This window comes from Paenibacillus sp., assembly GCF_031177825.1.
Lineage (GTDB): Bacteria > Bacillota > Bacilli > Paenibacillales > YIM-B00363 > Paenibacillus_AE.
The window spans coordinates 95,895-111,686 of the sequence record NZ_JAPSKE010000011.1 but is presented as its reverse complement, the minus strand read 5'-3'; the positions used below and the strand labels follow the sequence as shown (position 1 = coordinate 111,686).

Sequence of the window (15,792 nt, the reverse complement as noted above, 5' to 3'; positions counted from 1 at the left end):
CGATCGTGTTATTTCGCCGACGCCCAATCGTTCACTTCTTTCGTGATTTCATCTCCGCCGAGCTTCTTCCAATTTTCGACGAACGTATCGAACTCATCCAGCGGGACCGTATTCATGATGATTTTCGTGAACGTCTCGAGTTCCAGCGTGTCGAGCGTCGTCCCTTTCGTCAACATCGTGGCGGTCGGCGCGCCGAGGAACGCGTTCGAAACCGTCAAGTTTTGCTGGTCGTAGTAATCCTCGACGCTCAGCGCTCCGCCCGGGCCGGACCACTTAAAGCTGCCCCAGAACGCCTTGTCGCCGTTCATGTATTTCTTGATCGACTCGAAGTTGTCTTTGCCGTCGAAGGAGAGCCCCTCCCCGCTGTCGGCTGCAAACCCTTTGACCACGTCGCGGTAAATATTGATGTTCTGCTGCGGATGCTGCGCGTAGACGGCGGCGTACATATACGCCGGGATGACGTTATCCCCGTGAAACTCCATGTCGCGTCCGTTCGGACCGTATTGCTTCTCAAGATTGTAGTTCAGCAGCTTGATAAGCGCCTCAGGGTGTTTCATCCCCTTCTTCGCTACATAGAAGACGGCCGGTCCGTTGCCGAGCATGCTCTTGGCCGGCCCGCCGTCCTTCGAGACGAGCGGATAAGGCGTCCAGTCCGCGTTGTTGTCGTTATTGAAGCTGTCCGGCAGCGGCCAGAACGCGTTCCAGTGTTGTCCGTACACGAGGCCGACTTGGCCGGACGCGACCATCTCGTTCACCTTGTTCGCATCCTGAACCCCGAATTCCGGGTCGATCAATCCCGCCTTGAACATCTCCTGCAGCATGCCGAGCGCTTCTTTCATCTCCGGTTGGATGGAGCCATAGACGAGTTCGCCGGACGCGTTCTCCAACCAAGCCTCCGGGTAAGCGCCGTAGCCGGCCGCAAGGCCCCCGATGCCGGCGTACCCCGAGAAGATGTTCTTCTCGATCGCGATGCCGAACGTCCGCTCGTGACCCGACGGTTTCTTCTCCGCGAAGGTCTTCGCGATGGTCTGAATGTCGGAGAGCGACTTCGGCTCCGGCAGCCCGACCGCGTCGAGCCAATCCTTGCGGATCCAAATCAAGCTCGTGCCGTCCAGCGTCGACACCGTCGACGGCATCGCCATGATTTTGCCGTCGAACGTGGCGGCCGTCAGACCGTTGCCTCCGTCCCCCTCGATGATCGACTTCGTCAGCTCGGACGCGTAATCGTCGTAGACGGAGGTCAACTCCTCGATCATATCCGCGTCGACCAGCTTCTGCAGCTGGGCGAGATCGACCGGCGTAATGTCGGGAATCGCTCCCGAGGCGACTGAAACGTTCAGCTTCTGAACGAATTGCGTGTCCGGCACGCTCCACTCGTTCTTCACTTCGATGCCGAGGTCGTCTTTATAACCGCGATACCAAATATTGTTGTCGATCGACTCGCCTTCCGCGAACTTGATCGAGCTGTTCAAGCTTCGAACCGTCGACACGACGATCGGCGGATCGTATTTGCCGAGCGGATCCGTATTCGACTCCGCAGCCGGTTCGGCCGTCCCCGGTTCGCTTGCGCCCGTCGGGTCGTTCGAGGCGCCGCCGGTCTCGCCGCCTTCTCCGCTGCATGCGCTTACGAGCAACGATAAAACGAGTGCCGCCATCCACAGTATCTTTTTCATTGGCCGTCCCCTTCGCTCATTCAGAAATTAGGAAGCAGATGATCATCTGTCTTCATCCTACCGCCCGTGCGGAAGGAGCGAAATCATAATCTCTCTACATCCTTGCCTTCTGTCTACTTGTTGAGCAACCTCATCTCGACGCGCAGGCCGCCGCCGGCTCCCCGGTCGACCGCAAGGCCCGCGCCTTCGCCGTAACGGGCGCGGAGACGGCGGTGCACGTTCGCGAGCCCCGTCGTTTCCCCTTCCGCCCGCCCCGACTCGAGCTTGGCACGCAGCTCGTCGAGCGCCGCTTCGGTCAGACCGGCGCCGTTGTCTTCCACGACGACGACCAAGCCGCTCCCCCGTTCCAGGAATTCGACCAGCAGCAACCCGTCCTGTGCCTTATTCTCGAGCGCGTGGATGAACGCGTTCTCGATGATCGGTTGCAATATGAGCCTCGGCACGAGCCGCTCGGCGAACGAGTCCGGAATGGCGTCGAATCGTACCGCGATGCGATCCCCGAAGCGGACCAGTTGAATGTCGACGTACGTCTTCGCGTGGGCGGCTTCCTCCGACAGGCGGATCAGCTCTCTGGAATCGCGCGTAATGAACTTATAATACTCGGCCAAATATTGCGTGAACCGCTGAATGAGCTCCGTGTCTCCGAGCTTCGCCATCCGGAATATCGTAAAGAAGCTGTTGTATAGAAAATGCGGATTGATCTGCGATTGAAGCTGCTTCAACTCCGCATGCTGCGTTCGGTATTTTTGTTCGAACACTTCGTACACGAGCTCTTGCAGCTTCCGGACGGTTTGGTTGAAATGCCGGTATAAATATGCGAATTCGTCGCGTTCGGTTCGTTCGATGACGGTGTTGAATTGGCCGTTCCCGACGTCGCGGAACGCCACCATCAGCTTGCGCAGCGGGCGATGGATCAGCCGATATACGACGGCGGAGATGGCTGCGATCAACAGCAGCGAGAAGATCGACAAATACCAAATGCGCCGCCGATTTCGCTCCAAGGGGCCGAACACCTCGTCTTCCGGCACGTATACGACGAAGTTGGCTCCGATCTGATCCGACGGCTCGTAATAATACAAATAGTTCGACCGGTCCAAGACGAGCGTGCCCATGCCGGACGGCTCCGCCGCGCCGCCTTGCACAAGCTCGATCAAGCGAGCCATGACCGGATCGTCCGCCTCGTTTGCGAACGCCCACTCGCCCTTGAAGCTCGCGAGCGCGGCGCCTCCGGCGCCATTGTATTTAAACTGATTGAGCGTCTCCTTGATTTTCCCGATGTTGATTTCGACGCTGAGCAGGAACGGCGGCTCGGTCCCTTCGAGAAGCAGAGGATTCATGTAACTGATAAATAACCGGCCGCGCCAATAAATGAACGGGGAGACGAACGAGTCCGACACCGCGCGCATCGCCGCGTATTCCTCCTCCGACATGTCGAAGTACGGCTGATTCGCCGCGATCATGCTGCCGAGCGAGGGGATGTACGCTTTCGTATTTTCGATGAACCGGTTGGAGAACTTGAGTTGGATCAGCTGCTGCTGCACGGACAAGATCGCGCTTCGCTTGCCCTCGTTGGATAAAATCTCCGACGCGTTGCTAAGCGTGTCCAGGTCCTTGTTCATGCCGAGCTCCTGCTGGAACCGGATCGTCTGGTCGAACTCTTGCTCCAAGCTGCTCAAGTAGAAATGCGCCTGCGACCGAATCGATTCGCTGATCCCCTCCCGTACGCTCTCGGCGTCGGAGTGATTGATCTGCAAGCTGACGATGTAGAGCGGCATAACGACGCATAGCAGCGTGACGAGAAGCTTCGTATAGGTCGATTGCAGCAGCGAGCCTGCTTCCATGGTTGCTCCTCCTTATCCGGACAGCGCGGACTCTCGGTACTCCTGAGGCGACATATTGTTCAGCCGCTTGAACAGCCGCGCGAAGTACGAGGGCGAGTCGAGGCCGACCGCCGTCGCGATGTCTTGGATTTTCAGGTCCGTCGATCGCAGCAGTTCCTTCGCCTTATGAATCCTCTTCTCGGTGACGCGTTCGGATACGCCGATGCCGCTGACTCGCTTATACAAACGAGACAAATAGGCCGGATTTAAGTATACGATCCGAGCTAACGCCCCGAGCGACAGGTCGCCGGCGAGATGGTGCTCGATATAATGGTTCAACGTCTCGACGATTTCCAGTCCGCGGTTATCCTGCCTCCGCTTCCTCGCGAGAAACAGCTCCCTCGCCAGCCGCTCGAAATAATGATGCGCATCCGCCCAAGAGGCGTGCCGGTCGAACCGAGTCAACGGCTCGAACGGTTCGAACGCGAGAGCGACGTCGGAACCCCCGCTCTCGCCTTCGAACCGATTCAAATAAGACAGAAATAAGGAGGATAGCTTCTGGAATACCTCGTATTGCAAGGGCAGCGGCGTCTTGCCCTCGTCCACCGCGCCCATCAAGTCGTGAAGCGATTCCATGAATTCGCTCTCCTGCCCGTTGTCCAAATACGTCTCGAGGAAGACGAACCGCTTCAGCCGGGACCGAATGTCGAACGCGTGATCTTCCGCTTGACCGTCGGCGCACCGTTCGCCGCTCAAATACGAAATTTCTTCCCCGATGCCGGCTCCCCGGCGGCGCAGCCGCGTCAAGCGGTCGTAGACGCGTTCGATCTCCACCCATTCGAACCGGCCGCTGCCGACGAAGCTGAGCTCCAGCCGGAGGAACTGCTTCGCGGCCCGTTGGGTCGATTCCAGCGCGTCCTGCAGCTGTCTCTCGGAAGCGTCCGGCTCCCCGGGCGGCGTCCCGGTTTCGACGGCGGGTTGAATAAGCCACAGCAGCGTCGCATCGTCGAGGGAGACGGCCAGCAGCGCGTCCCACGGCAGGAACTCCTGCGCGATGTTTCGGATCGCATACGAGAGAAGCGCGCGGTCCGTAGGACGGACCGCTTTGGCCTGCGGCGCCTCCTCCGTCTCCGGCTCGCTCCCCGTCGAGGCCGTCCACCGGTCGACCCGGCCGATCACCATAAACAAGGAACCGTGCGCCGATAACGGAATTTCGAGCTCCTCGAACCGCTGCCGCAGCCGCTCCGGCGTCGCCGGCTCGCCTAAGAGCAGCTGATGGACATATTCCCGCTGCCTTACCGGCAGCATTGCGCGGATTTGCCGACGCGCCTCCTCGATGAAGCGCTCGTGCTCCAGATCCCGATGAAGCGCTTCCATCGCATTCGCCACGGCGCGGATAATTTCGTCGTCGCCATCCATCTTTAGGACGTAGTCGACGCCGCCCTTGCGAAGCACCTCTTGGATATAATGGAAATCGTCGTAGCCCGTCAGGAACACGACCTTGCAGCGCGGCCATCGGACGCGGATGCGATCGAACAGCTCCAAGCCGCTCATCTCGGGCATTCGAATATCGGTTAAGACGATGTCGATCTTGTCTTGTTCCATCGTTCTCAGCGCCTGCATGGCCGAACTCGCCCTGTACACTTCTAGCTCCAGCGTATTCAGGGATTGAAACAATTCGACCAGCCCGTCCAGCAATATCGCTTCGTCGTCCACGATCAACAGTCGAAGCATGGGACCCCTCCGTACGCGATGGTTTATTTACATATAAAGACAGGGCCGCCCGAGTGTCGGCAACACTCTGGACGGCCCCGGCAGTCTTTCCCAATTATCGGGGATGCGGGGAGTACGGTCAACGCCGGTTACGGATTTTCCTCATTGCCGCGATTTCCATGGCCGTAGCCGTTCCCGTTTCCGTTCTCGTCGCCATGGCCCTTGTCGTGACCTTGCCCGTTCCCGTGGCCGTGGCCGTTGCCGGTGACGGTCACGACCGCCTCGGCCCGGATGCCGGTACCCGGTACGGCGCCGTACGCGGTGAAGCTGCCCGGCGTCTTATACGCTTCTGGATCGATGTCCTCCCAGACGACCGGGACCGGCTGCTCGCTGCCGTCCGCGAAGGACGCGGTCACCGTATCGGGCAGCGCCGGCGCGGTCTTAAGCGTCGTCGTTGCGTAAACGGGCGAGACGCCGACGACGGGAGCTTCGATTCGAACGTAATCGAGCAGGAAGGCGCCTTCCGTCGCCCCATCGACCGGGTCGAAGCGAATTTGCTTCAGCACCCCGGTCCATCCCGGAACGGTCGACAGATCCAGCACGTATTCCGTCACGCCGGCATCGTTCGCGACGAGAGGTATCGCCTTGCTCTTCGCGGCGTCGAACGACGGACTGTCGTTCGTCGCGAAGAAGAAGGTGCCCTGCGAGCTCGGCGTCCCGTTCCGAAGACCGATCCTCACGATCGTCTTCCCTGCCAGCGGCAGCTGAAGGCCGTCGGGCGAGAAAAATTGCGCGTCGCCGTACCATACATGGTCTCCCCGTAAATAACCGCCTTCTTTCCAGCCGAAGCCGCTGATGCCGAACGCGTTGCCCCAGCCCTCCGCGCTGTCGGTAAACTCCCAGCTCGACGCCAGATTCAGCACCGTTACCGAAGCGTGCACTTCGTACGGCTCCGTCCCCGCGACCATGCCCTTAACCGTGAAGAAGCCGGCGGAGGCGTACTTCGACGGGTCGATGGGTTCCCAGGCGACCGGCACTTCCGCTTGACGTCCGTCCGCATAGGTTTCGACGACGGTCGTCGGCAGCGAGGGCGCGACGCCTGCCGTCGTCGTCGCGGAGACCGGCAGAACCGTAAAATCGACGATCCGGATATAATCGAGCAGGAACGACCCGCTGTCGATCCCTTCCGCCGGGTCGAAGCGCAGCTGCTTCAACACGCCGTTCCAGCCGGATACGCCGGACATATCGAGCGTATACTCCGCGAACTCGCCGCCGTTCCCGGCGATCGCGAACGCTTTGCTGTTCCCTTCGCTGAAGCCGGTGCCGTTCAGCGTCGTGAAATACAATTTTCCGGTCGTACCGGCCGGCGCATCGGTTTGCATCCGGAAGCGAACGCTCTTCTTGCCCGTAAGATCGAGCCACAGGCCGTCCGGCGAGTAGAACTGCGGGTCGGGGTGGTTGATTTGCCCGCCCACGTATCCGCCTTCCCGCCAGCCGAAGCCGCTCATGCCGCCGGCCTGCCCCCAGCCTTCCGACCCCTCGGAGAACTCCCACGCCGACTTCGTGCCCAGCTCCGTCAGCTCGAACGGCTGCACGCGGAGCTCATCCAGCGCGATGGAGCCGCCGGTTTCCGTTCCGTCCCAGCGCAGCTTCAGCTGCTTCAGCACGCCGTTCCAGCCCGGGACCGCGCTCATCTCCACGCGGTATTCCCTGAACCGGTCGTCTTGCGCGACGAGGTCGAAGCGCTTGCTGCGCGATTCGTCGAACGCCGGGTTCGCGTCCGTCGCGAAATACAGCGTCGCCGACGACGCCGGCGTCCCGTTCCGAAGTTTCAGTTTCACGGTCGAATGGTTGTTGATATCCGCCTTCACCGAATCAGGCGACGACACCTCGCCCCCTGCGGCTCCCAACGTGCCTTCCACATACCCGGCAGGGTTCCAACCGAAACCGGACACGCCTTCGGAGGAATGCCAGCTTTCGGCGTCCGCGTCGAAGCTCCACGAAGCGATCGCCCTCGAAGGCAGCAGCCGCACATAATCCAAGCCTGCCGTTCCGCCGCCCGCTTCGTTGGACAGCTCCACGGCCAGCTGCCGAATCGTTCCGCTCCAGGCCGGCGCGGCGCTCAAATCGACCGTGTATTCGCTGTAGCCCGCATCGTTCGGCTTCAAGGCGATCGGGACGCTCTTCGCTTCGTTCCATGCGGCGTCCGCCGTCGTAATAAAGTACAACCGCCCGCTCCCGGCCGGCGTCCCGTTCCGCAGCTTCATCCGTACGACCCGATAGTCGTCGGCCGAAACGTTCAGCGCATCCGGCGAGACGAGCCGCGCGCTTGCGCCGGTAACGCCGCCCGCGATCGCTCCGCCGCTCTTCCAACCGATCGCTTCGAGCCCTCCCGCGCCGCTCCAGCCTTCCGCGTTCGTCTTAAACTCCCAGTTCGTGCGCGGTCCGGCGGGCTCTCCGCCCGGGGAGGCGCTGTGCGACACCCGGAATTCATACAACTCGGGCGCTCCTCCGACGCTGGACGGAATATGCAGTCTGACCCGATCCGTCGCGACGGCCGCGATCGAGAGCGTCGTCCGCTCCGTCAATGTGCCGCCGAAGGCTGCGGCCGACCACCCCGAGCCGTCCCACACTTGAACCTCGTACTCGGCGATCGTCGACCGATCCATTTTCGGCAGCAGCTCGACGGTATCGAACGATACGGCTCTGCCGAACCGAAGCTCCAGCCATTCCCCGGCCGTCCCGCCGGCGCGCCAATAGGTGCTCGGGTCGCCGTCGTTCGCCTGCGCGGCGTTCGCCGCGAAAAACTTCTCCGGCTCGAACGAAGACGCCTCGGCGTACGCTTGCAGCGCGATGTTCCCTGCCGGCTGGGGCGGCGCTTCGACGCTTCCGCGGCCGTATTCGAAATAATCGTGGGAATACGTGCCGCTTTGCGGAAGCCAAACGACCATGATTTCGTGGCGACCTTCCGGCAGTCCGTACTTTTCGAAAGCGACCGCCTGCTTTTCGACCGTCGGACTATACAGGTTTACGACCCCTTGCGACAGTCCGTCGATGAAAATTTCGGCCTCCGCGCCGTCCGGCGCTTTGACCGTGCCCCATCGAACGCTGTGCCCGTCGAAGCCCGCGCGGACGAAGTTGCGGAAATGATTGTCCGCCCTCGCCTCCGGGTTGTGCACGTAGGAATAAGAGCCCCCCGAGCTGGCCGCATCCGGTACGGTCACCCACCCGCTCGGGTTCGGATGAACGAATGCTTTGTATTCCGGCGAATGGTCGTGGTCCTCGATCCGGAAAAACCCGTCGCTTGCGGCCGGGATCTCCGATACCGCCTGCGGCGCCTGCTCGACCCGAGCCGGGTGAACCCCCGCGTCAAACACGAAGTTGAATCGGCCCTCCGGCGCCGCGTCGCCATACTGATAGAAGTCAAGGACGCTGTCGTCGTTCCGCCAATGATCGGCCCACTTAAACTCCAGCCGCAGCGGATCGGATAAGCCGCTTAAAGCCGCCTTCGGAATCGCCGCCATCAGCTCGTTCCCCGCGGCGCGATATCGGATTCGATCCGACGCCGTCTGCCAGCTCCAACCGCCGCCGCTCCGCTCCAGCGTCGTTACGCCGTCCCCGACGCCGGTCCGATTCAACGCGTAGTCGTATCCGTTCCATCCGGTCCTTCCGTCGCCGTCCGCATTGAGGAGCAGCGTCATCCAATTCGGATCGGTCGAAGGAGTCAGCTCCTCGACGGTTCGGACGTAGAAGTATAGATTTGCGTCGTCCGCCGTCACTTTCATGACGTCGATATCGTTCCGTCCCGTTTCGTTGCGGTAAATCAGGCGGTCCGTCCCGACATGATGTCTGGCCGCCGTATCGCCCGTATAGTCTTTGTACGCGGGGCCGACGTCGCTCCATTGTCCGAAGTCGCCGTCGATGTCGATCGTCTTCCCCGGCGTAGGCGCGGCGGGCGGCTGTACCCCTTTATACCGTCTGATGTTTTGCACGAGCTGCATATAATAATGGTCCTCATAGCCGCCGGCCATCGGTTCCATGTCGCGGCTCCAGCGCTGATCCACGACGTCGTAGAAGACGAGGGGATCGCTGGCGCGGGCCGCCCAGTTCCCGGCGATCCATTCGTTCCACTCCAGCACGAGAATCGTCTTCGGATCTTGTTCGATCGCATAATCCCATTGCTCTTGAATGTTATGACCGTAATCGACCGCGCCAGGCGTCTCATCCTCGGCGCCGTCATGATAGTTCCGGCTCTTGGACGGCGGATCGTCCCGGTTATACCAAGCCGTATAACTGAATATCGCGGATTCGCCCGAGTTTTGCGCGACGGATACGGAGATTTGCTCCTTCTCCCCTCGATCGTTGTAATTGATGCGCTGCGGGCGGTCGAAGCTGATCCAGTCCCACCCGTTCGCGGGTTGCTTCGGTTCGTTCGGCCACTGCGCGTACCGGAACGTGAAGAACTCGCTCGCTTTCGCGGAAGGCGCCTCCCCCATAATGAGGGGCTTGCCGTCCCAATAAAACCAGGTGCTTGGAAAACGATACGGCGCATCGTCCGCATAAAACGTCTCGTAAATTTCGTCCATCGTCGCGGAAGAATTCGTATGCGTCATGAAAGCCACCTGCGGGGCGTCTCCCCCCTGCAGCTGAAACTCCGCGATCGTCCGCATGATCAATTCCGCTTGAGGCTTGTAAATTTCATTGTTGGAGGTATCGAGCAGCAGGTAATCGACGTCCGCGTCGGACAGCATCTGAATATGCTTCCTTACGACCCAAGCGTCGTCGGACCGGTAATAACCGAACAACGGCTCTCCCCAATACGCGAAATGTCCCGGCCCCGGCCACGCCCCGCTGTCGGGACGGTCCGGCGCCGTCGGATCCGCCGCCAGCACCTCCGAATTGTTATAGATGTTCTTGTACTCCCGATGATCGTTCGAGCCGTGCCACAGGACGTAGAACACCCCGACGGATCGTTCCTCCCGGGGCAGCGAAGTCGCCCGGTAGTCGGGGAGCGTCCGTCCCAAGCCGTCCGTCCCCGCAAGCGGGCCTCTCGTCGCCGCGACTTCCGACGCCGCCATCGTCATCCCACCCCCTTCCGCCGTATCGATCGCCGCGACCGCCGATTCATCCGGCGCCGCCGTCCCCGATGCCAGCGCCGTCGACTGCGACACCTTCCCGGATGCCTGCGCCGGCGCCGGGGCCGCCGTCCCCGTCGCCAACACGCACGCCGCCAACGCAGCCGCCATCCATGCCTTCCGCTCGAAGCCCATTCGCCCGATTCCCCCTACGCCCAAATATGAAGCGCTTTCTTCAATGTAAATACTAAAGGGTCGACCGAGCAAACTCTATCGTAGAAAATATACTTTCTGTACCTTTGTCTACTTGTTCGACGAAATGCGGGTTTCGCGCCCGCCGCCTGCATAAGTGCAGTTATATATGCTTCAACAACCGCGAAACGCCACGCTGCCTGCAAAACTGCAGCTATTCTCACCTACCGAGAAGCGAACCGGCCGAATGAACTGTATTTTTGCAGGCATTCGGCCGTCGCGCGTTTTTTCCCGCCCGAATACCTGCACTTTTACATTCGCCGCCGACAACGCCAAAAGAAAAAGAACCGTCCGAATTCACGGACGGTCCTCCTTGCTCCTGAGCGGTAAGAAACCAGCTTAGGAAAGCCCCGCCGACGCGGACGCCCCCCGCTTCCGGATCGCGAGCGCCAGCCAGAGCGATGCGCCCGCGGTTACGAGCGTAACCGCGAAGCTGCCCTCCAAGCCGAAGGCGCCGCCGGACACGAAGTCGTTCAGCGACTCGACCCGCAAAATCGAAGGCGTCTCCACGCCGGACACCGCCATGCCGAGCACGTCGCCCTGCACGAAGTTCCACGTCAGATGGGCGCCGATCGGCGCCCACAGCCCGCCGCTCCACTCGCGAAGCAGCGCCAGCATGACGCCGGCGAGCACGAGGTTGAGCATCGGGAACGCGTTCGACAGGACGGCCGGGTTGTTCATATGGAACAGCGCGAACAGCGCCGACGACGCGACCACCGCGGCGACGACGCCGCCCGACCGGCGGACGACTCCGTACACGTACCCTCGGCTGAACACCTCTTCCCCGACGGCGACGGAAGCGAACAGAACGACGTCGAACAGCAGCGCGACGACGACGTCCGACGTCAGAACGGCGTCGACGACGGCGATGCCGCCCGCGATCCACGCGATCAGGAACGCCAGCACGATCAACAGCGCGCCGAGCGCCAACCCGAGCAGCCCCTTCGGCAGCCAATCGCGCTGCCTCCACCCGAGCGTCCACGTCCGCTCCCGCTCCATAGCGTAATACAAAATCGCCGCCGTCGCGACGCCGCTTGCGGCGCTCAAAGCGAAGGACGCGGTTCGGAGCCATGGATTCGACTGCAGCAGCTCCGTAATGCTTTCGGGCGTCACGTTTCCGGCGTTCCGCGCCGCGTCCGCGATCGCGGCGACGAGGCCGATCCCCGCGCTGACGAGTAGATTCAGAACAAGAAACAGAACCGCGGCGAGCAGCACTTTGCCCGTTGTTTTCCACATCGAAGAAACCCCCGTTCGATATCGATTAGGTAAGAAAGCTTCCTAATCATACCAAACGGGGGCTTCGAATTCACTCCGGCGGGTCCAGCTTCTCCGGCCGGACGCGCACCGTCTCGACCTCGGAGACGGCGATTTCGACTTCGTCGTCTTCGCCGCCGACGATCGTGCCTTCGCCGAAGCCGTCGATCTCGACGCGCCGGCCCGGAATGACGTCTTGCGGATCCATTCGCTCCACCCTCCAACTTTTCCCTTAGCATCTCGCGAGGGAGGGCGGATCATGCATGCCGTTTACCGGTTGTCGCGATATCCCATCGACGCGAGGAACGCGGCGAACGCCGCCTGTCCCTTCTCGTCTTGCTTATACACCCCCGCGTCCGTCAAGACGCGAAGGAAGATGCCGCCGACCTCGTCCTGCAGTAGCCGCTCCGCGTCCGATGCGGACAGCGCCGTTCCGTGCGCGTCGAGCAGCCGATCGATCCAAGCCGCATGCTTGTGCAGCGCATGATCGGCGTCCGCCCTCCAGGCTTCGTCAGAGGACTGCCCCGTAAGCAGCGCGGCGATCGCTTCGAGCTCTTCCTTCAGCCGCCCCGGCAGCACCGCGAGTCCCATGACCTCGATCAGGCCGATGTTTTCCTTCTTCACGTGGTGCAACTCGCGATGCGGGTGGAAGAGCCCTTCCGGATGCTCCTCGGTCGTACGGTTGTTACGCAGCACGAGATCGAGCTCGTATTCGCCGTTCGCCGTCAGCCGAGCGATCGGGGTAATCGTATTGTGCGGCGTCTCGCCGGTGAAGGCGCGAATGTCTGCCGACTCGTCGCTGTACGCCCGCCATGCGGCCAGCATCGTAACGGCGGCTTTGCGCAGCTGCACCCGGTTGAACGAGACGAGCCGCACGACGGACATCGGCCACTTCACGATACCCGCCCGCACGTCCGGCAGCTCCGGATGCGCGAACGTCCGCGCGATCGGCGCCTTCTCCTCGGGGAACGCATGGCGTCCGCCCTGGAAGTGATCGTGGTTCAAGATCGATCCGCCGACGATCGGCAAATCCGCGTTCGAGCCGATGAAGTAATGCGGGAACTGGTCGAGGAAGTCGAGCAGCCGATCGAACGTCCGATCCGATATTTGCATGGGCACATGACCGCTATGGAAAATGATGCTGTGCTCGTTGTAATACACGTACGGCGAATATTGGAAAAACCAATCCTCCCCGTCCAGCTTCAGCGGGATGACGCGCAGGTTTTGCCGGGCCGGATGATTGAGCCGTCCCGCGTAGCCGACGTTGTCCGCGCACAGAAGACACTTCGGATACGCGACCGACGGCGCGTTCTTCAGTAGCGCGATTTCCCGCGGATCCTTCTCCGGCTTGGACAGGTTCACCGTAATTTCGAGCTCGCCGAAGTCCGTCGGCGTCCGCCAGTACAGATTGCGGCGGATGCGGTCCATCCGAATGTACGCCGCGTCGATCGACATCGCGTAGAAGCGGTCGGTCGCCGCCTGCACGTCGGCGCTGCCGGCGATACTCCGGAACTCCCGGACGACCTCGGACGGCCGCGGCATGAGGCAGCCCATCAGCCGCGTGTCGAACAGGTCGCGATGCGTCAGCGTATTTTCCTCGAGGATGCCCGCTTCGGCCGCGTAATCGAGCAGCCGCTCGAGCGGCTCGACGGGCGAGTCGAGCGCCTCCTCCGGCGCGGCGCCGGCGTACGGCTCGACGAGTCGGAGCAGCTCGAGCAGCGCGTTGCGCGAATACGCGAGGTCGAGCGGCTCGATGAGCCGCTTCTGCAGCGCGTACTGCAGCAGCCGCTCGACCTCGTAGGCGGCGTCGATGCCGCCGCGCGCGTCCGCCGTCATGAGCGCTCGCCTCCGTCGCCGTAGCCGTTCGGATGCGCCTGATGCCAGCTCCACGCGCTCGCGATAATGTCCTCGAGCGACTCGCGCTTCGGCTGCCAGCCGAGCTCCGCTACGGTGCGCGCCGACGAAGCGACGAGAATGGCCGGGTCGCCCGCGCGGCGCGGCTCGACCTTCGCCGGGATCGGGCGGCCCGTGACGCGGCGCGCGACCTCGACGACCTCGCGCACGGAGTAGCCGCGTCCGCTTCCAAGATTATACACGCCGCTCTCGCCGCCCTCGCGCAGCTTCTTCACCGCGAGCACATGCGCGTCGGCGAGGTCCTGCACGTGGATATAATCGCGGATGCACGTGCCGTCCGGCGTCGGGTAGTCGTCGCCGAACATCGAGATCGCTTCGCGTGTCCCAAGCGCGACCTGCAGCACGACCGGCACGAGATGCGTCTCGGGCTGATGGTCTTCGCCGATCTTGCCGCTTTCGTGCGCGCCCGCCGCGTTGAAGTACCGCAGCGACACGTACTTCATGCCGTGCGCCGTGTCGAACCATCGCATCATGCGCTCCATCGCGAGCTTCGTCTCGCCGTACGCGTTCGTCGGCTCCGTCCGGTCGCTCTCTTCGATCGGCACCCGCTCCGGATTGCCGTACGTCGCCGCCGTCGACGAGAAGACGATGCGCTTCACGCCGGCTTCCTGCATCCGCTCGAGCAGACACAACGTGCCGTATACGTTGTTATGATAATATTTGCCCGGATTCGTCATGCTCTCGCCGACGAGCGAATTCGCGGCGAAGTGGATGACGGCGTCGATATCGTTTTCCGCGAACACCTTCTTCATGGCCGCCTCGTCGCGAAGATCGCAGACGTACAGCTTGCCTCCGAGCACCGCTTCCCGATGTCCCGTCTCCAGGCTGTCGACGACGACGACGTCCTCGCCGAGCGCCAGCAGCTCCGCCACCGTATGCGAGCCGATGTATCCGGCTCCTCCCGTTACTAAGACCGCCATGCTTTCACCCCGTCTCCGATATCCGCGACGTAGAACGCCGCCGCGAGTCCCGTACGCTCCGTATAGTTCTTTCCGACCTGCGCCTTAAATTTCTCGATCGAATCCTCATGCACGAGCGACACCGTGCAGCCGCCGAAGCCGGCGCCCGTCATGCGGGAGCCGAGCGTGCCTTCGATGGCGCGCGCCTCTTCCACGAGCACGTCGAGTTCCTTGCAGCTGACCTCGTACAAGTCGCGCAGACTCTCGTGCGAGCCGTTCATCAAGGCGCCGAAGCCGATCAGATCGTCTTCGCGCAGCGCGGCCACCGCCCGCTTCACGCGGTCGATCTCTTCGACGACGTGGCGCGCCCGCTTGCGCACTTCCGCGTCGACGATCGCGTCCTCGTTCGCTTCGAATTGCGCGAGCGTCAGCTCGCCGAGTAATTTGAGGCCCGGAATGCGCGATTGCAGCGCCTGGACCGCTTGCTCGCATTGCGAACGGCGCGTGTTGTACTCGGAGTCGACGAGGCCTCGGCGCTTGTTCGTGTTCGAGATGACGAGCTTGTAAGCGCCGCTGTTGAACGGCACGAGGTCGTATTCGAGCGTGTCGCACATGAGCAGGATCGCGTGGTCCTTCTTGCCGTTCGCGACGGCGAACTGATCCATGATGCCGCAGTTGACGCCGACGAATCGGTTTTCGACCTTCTGGGCGAGCAGCGCGAGCTTCACGGTGTCGATCGGGTCGACGCCTTCCATCGCCATCAGGCCGAAGCCGGTCACGACTTCGATCGACGCCGAGGAGGAGAGGCCCGCTCCGTTCGGAATCGCCCCGGAGAACAGGACGTCGTAGCCGCGGGAGAAGGATAAGCCTTCTTGCTGCAGGAACGCCGCCATCCCCTTCGGGTAGTTCATCCAGTCGTCCGCTTCGTCATAGACCAGTTCGTCTATGGAAAAATGTTTCACCGATCCCGGGAAGTTCGTCGATGCAAGGCCGAGCGAGCGATCGCCGCGCGGCCGCGCGAGCATCGCGGTGCCGAACGTGAGCGCCGCCGGAAACACATATCCGCCGTTGTAATCCGTGTGCTCGCCGATCAGATTGACGCGACCCGGCGCGTGGAAGCCTTGGATGCCTTCCGCCGGTCCGCCGAACAGACGCAGGAACTCTTCTTTCAATTGCTGGAAATCCGCCATGG

At 62.0% G+C, this 15,792-nt stretch carries 9 protein-coding genes; all 9 read right to left on the bottom strand.

Going from position 1 to position 15,792, the window contains the following annotated elements; genetic code table 11:
- Nucleotides 1–8 precede the first annotated feature (8 nt).
- Nucleotides 9–1,673: an extracellular solute-binding protein gene (locus RIN49_RS14830; protein ID WP_309120944.1), complete on the bottom strand. Its 1,665-nt coding sequence runs from the start codon at nucleotides 1,671–1,673 to the stop codon at nucleotides 9–11.
- 113 nt (nucleotides 1,674–1,786) lie between these two features.
- Entirely contained in the window at nucleotides 1,787–3,514 is a 1,728-nt protein-coding gene (locus tag RIN49_RS14825) for a sensor histidine kinase (RefSeq protein WP_309120943.1), read from the bottom strand.
- A 12-nt stretch (nucleotides 3,515–3,526) separates the two neighbouring features.
- Nucleotides 3,527–5,227: a response regulator gene (locus RIN49_RS14820; RefSeq protein WP_309120942.1), complete on the bottom strand. Its 1,701-nt coding sequence runs from the start codon at nucleotides 5,225–5,227 to the stop codon at nucleotides 3,527–3,529.
- 128 nt (nucleotides 5,228–5,355) lie between these two features.
- The gene (locus tag RIN49_RS14815; RefSeq protein ID WP_309120941.1) at nucleotides 5,356–10,476 is read right to left on the bottom strand and encodes an Ig-like domain-containing protein; all 5,121 of its coding nucleotides are present in this window, start codon (nucleotides 10,474–10,476) and stop codon (nucleotides 5,356–5,358) included.
- Nucleotides 10,477–10,872: 396 nt separating this feature from the next.
- Nucleotides 10,873–11,769 (bottom strand): CPBP family intramembrane glutamic endopeptidase, encoded by an 897-nt coding sequence (locus RIN49_RS14810; protein WP_309120940.1) that lies wholly within the window; start codon nucleotides 11,767–11,769, stop codon nucleotides 10,873–10,875.
- A 70-nt stretch (nucleotides 11,770–11,839) separates the two neighbouring features.
- Nucleotides 11,840–11,995, bottom strand: coding sequence for a hypothetical protein (locus RIN49_RS14805; RefSeq protein WP_309120939.1), 156 nt, complete (start codon nucleotides 11,993–11,995; stop codon nucleotides 11,840–11,842).
- 62 nt (nucleotides 11,996–12,057) lie between these two features.
- A complete protein-coding gene (locus RIN49_RS14800) occupies nucleotides 12,058–13,623 on the bottom strand; it encodes a UDP-glucose--hexose-1-phosphate uridylyltransferase (protein WP_309120938.1) in 1,566 nt (521 codons plus the stop codon).
- Complete coding sequence (galE, locus tag RIN49_RS14795; RefSeq protein WP_309120937.1) at nucleotides 13,620–14,621, bottom strand: UDP-glucose 4-epimerase GalE; 1,002 nt, start codon at nucleotides 14,619–14,621, stop codon at nucleotides 13,620–13,622. Before galE ends, RIN49_RS14800 begins: the two co-directional genes overlap by 4 nt.
- Nucleotides 14,609–15,790 carry a galactokinase gene (locus tag RIN49_RS14790; protein WP_309120936.1) on the bottom strand — a complete coding sequence of 394 codons (1,182 nt, stop codon included), beginning with the start codon at nucleotides 15,788–15,790 and terminating at the stop codon, nucleotides 14,609–14,611. The genes galE and RIN49_RS14790 overlap by 13 nt, the downstream gene beginning before the upstream one ends.
- Between the last annotated feature and the right edge of the window lie 2 nt (nucleotides 15,791–15,792).

Excerpts from the sequence above, each read along its gene's own strand:
- RIN49_RS14820 (WP_309120942.1), bottom strand. The coding sequence starts at position 5,227 with ATGCTTCGACTGTTGATCGTGGACGACGAAGCGATATTGCTGGACGGG.
- RIN49_RS14830 (WP_309120944.1), bottom strand. The coding sequence starts at position 1,673 with ATGAAAAAGATACTGTGGATGGCGGCACTCGTTTTATCGTTGCTCGTA.
- galE (WP_309120937.1), bottom strand. The coding sequence starts at position 14,621 with ATGGCGGTCTTAGTAACGGGAGGAGCCGGATACATCGGCTCGCATACG.
- RIN49_RS14815 (WP_309120941.1), bottom strand. The coding sequence starts at position 10,476 with ATGGGCTTCGAGCGGAAGGCATGGATGGCGGCTGCGTTGGCGGCGTGC.
- RIN49_RS14800 (WP_309120938.1), bottom strand. The coding sequence starts at position 13,623 with ATGACGGCGGACGCGCGCGGCGGCATCGACGCCGCCTACGAGGTCGAG.
- RIN49_RS14810 (WP_309120940.1), bottom strand. The coding sequence starts at position 11,769 with ATGTGGAAAACAACGGGCAAAGTGCTGCTCGCCGCGGTTCTGTTTCTT.
- RIN49_RS14790 (WP_309120936.1), bottom strand. The coding sequence starts at position 15,790 with ATGGCGGATTTCCAGCAATTGAAAGAAGAGTTCCTGCGTCTGTTCGGC.
- RIN49_RS14805 (WP_309120939.1), bottom strand. The coding sequence starts at position 11,995 with ATGGATCCGCAAGACGTCATTCCGGGCCGGCGCGTCGAGATCGACGGC.
- RIN49_RS14825 (WP_309120943.1), bottom strand. The coding sequence starts at position 3,514 with ATGGAAGCAGGCTCGCTGCTGCAATCGACCTATACGAAGCTTCTCGTC.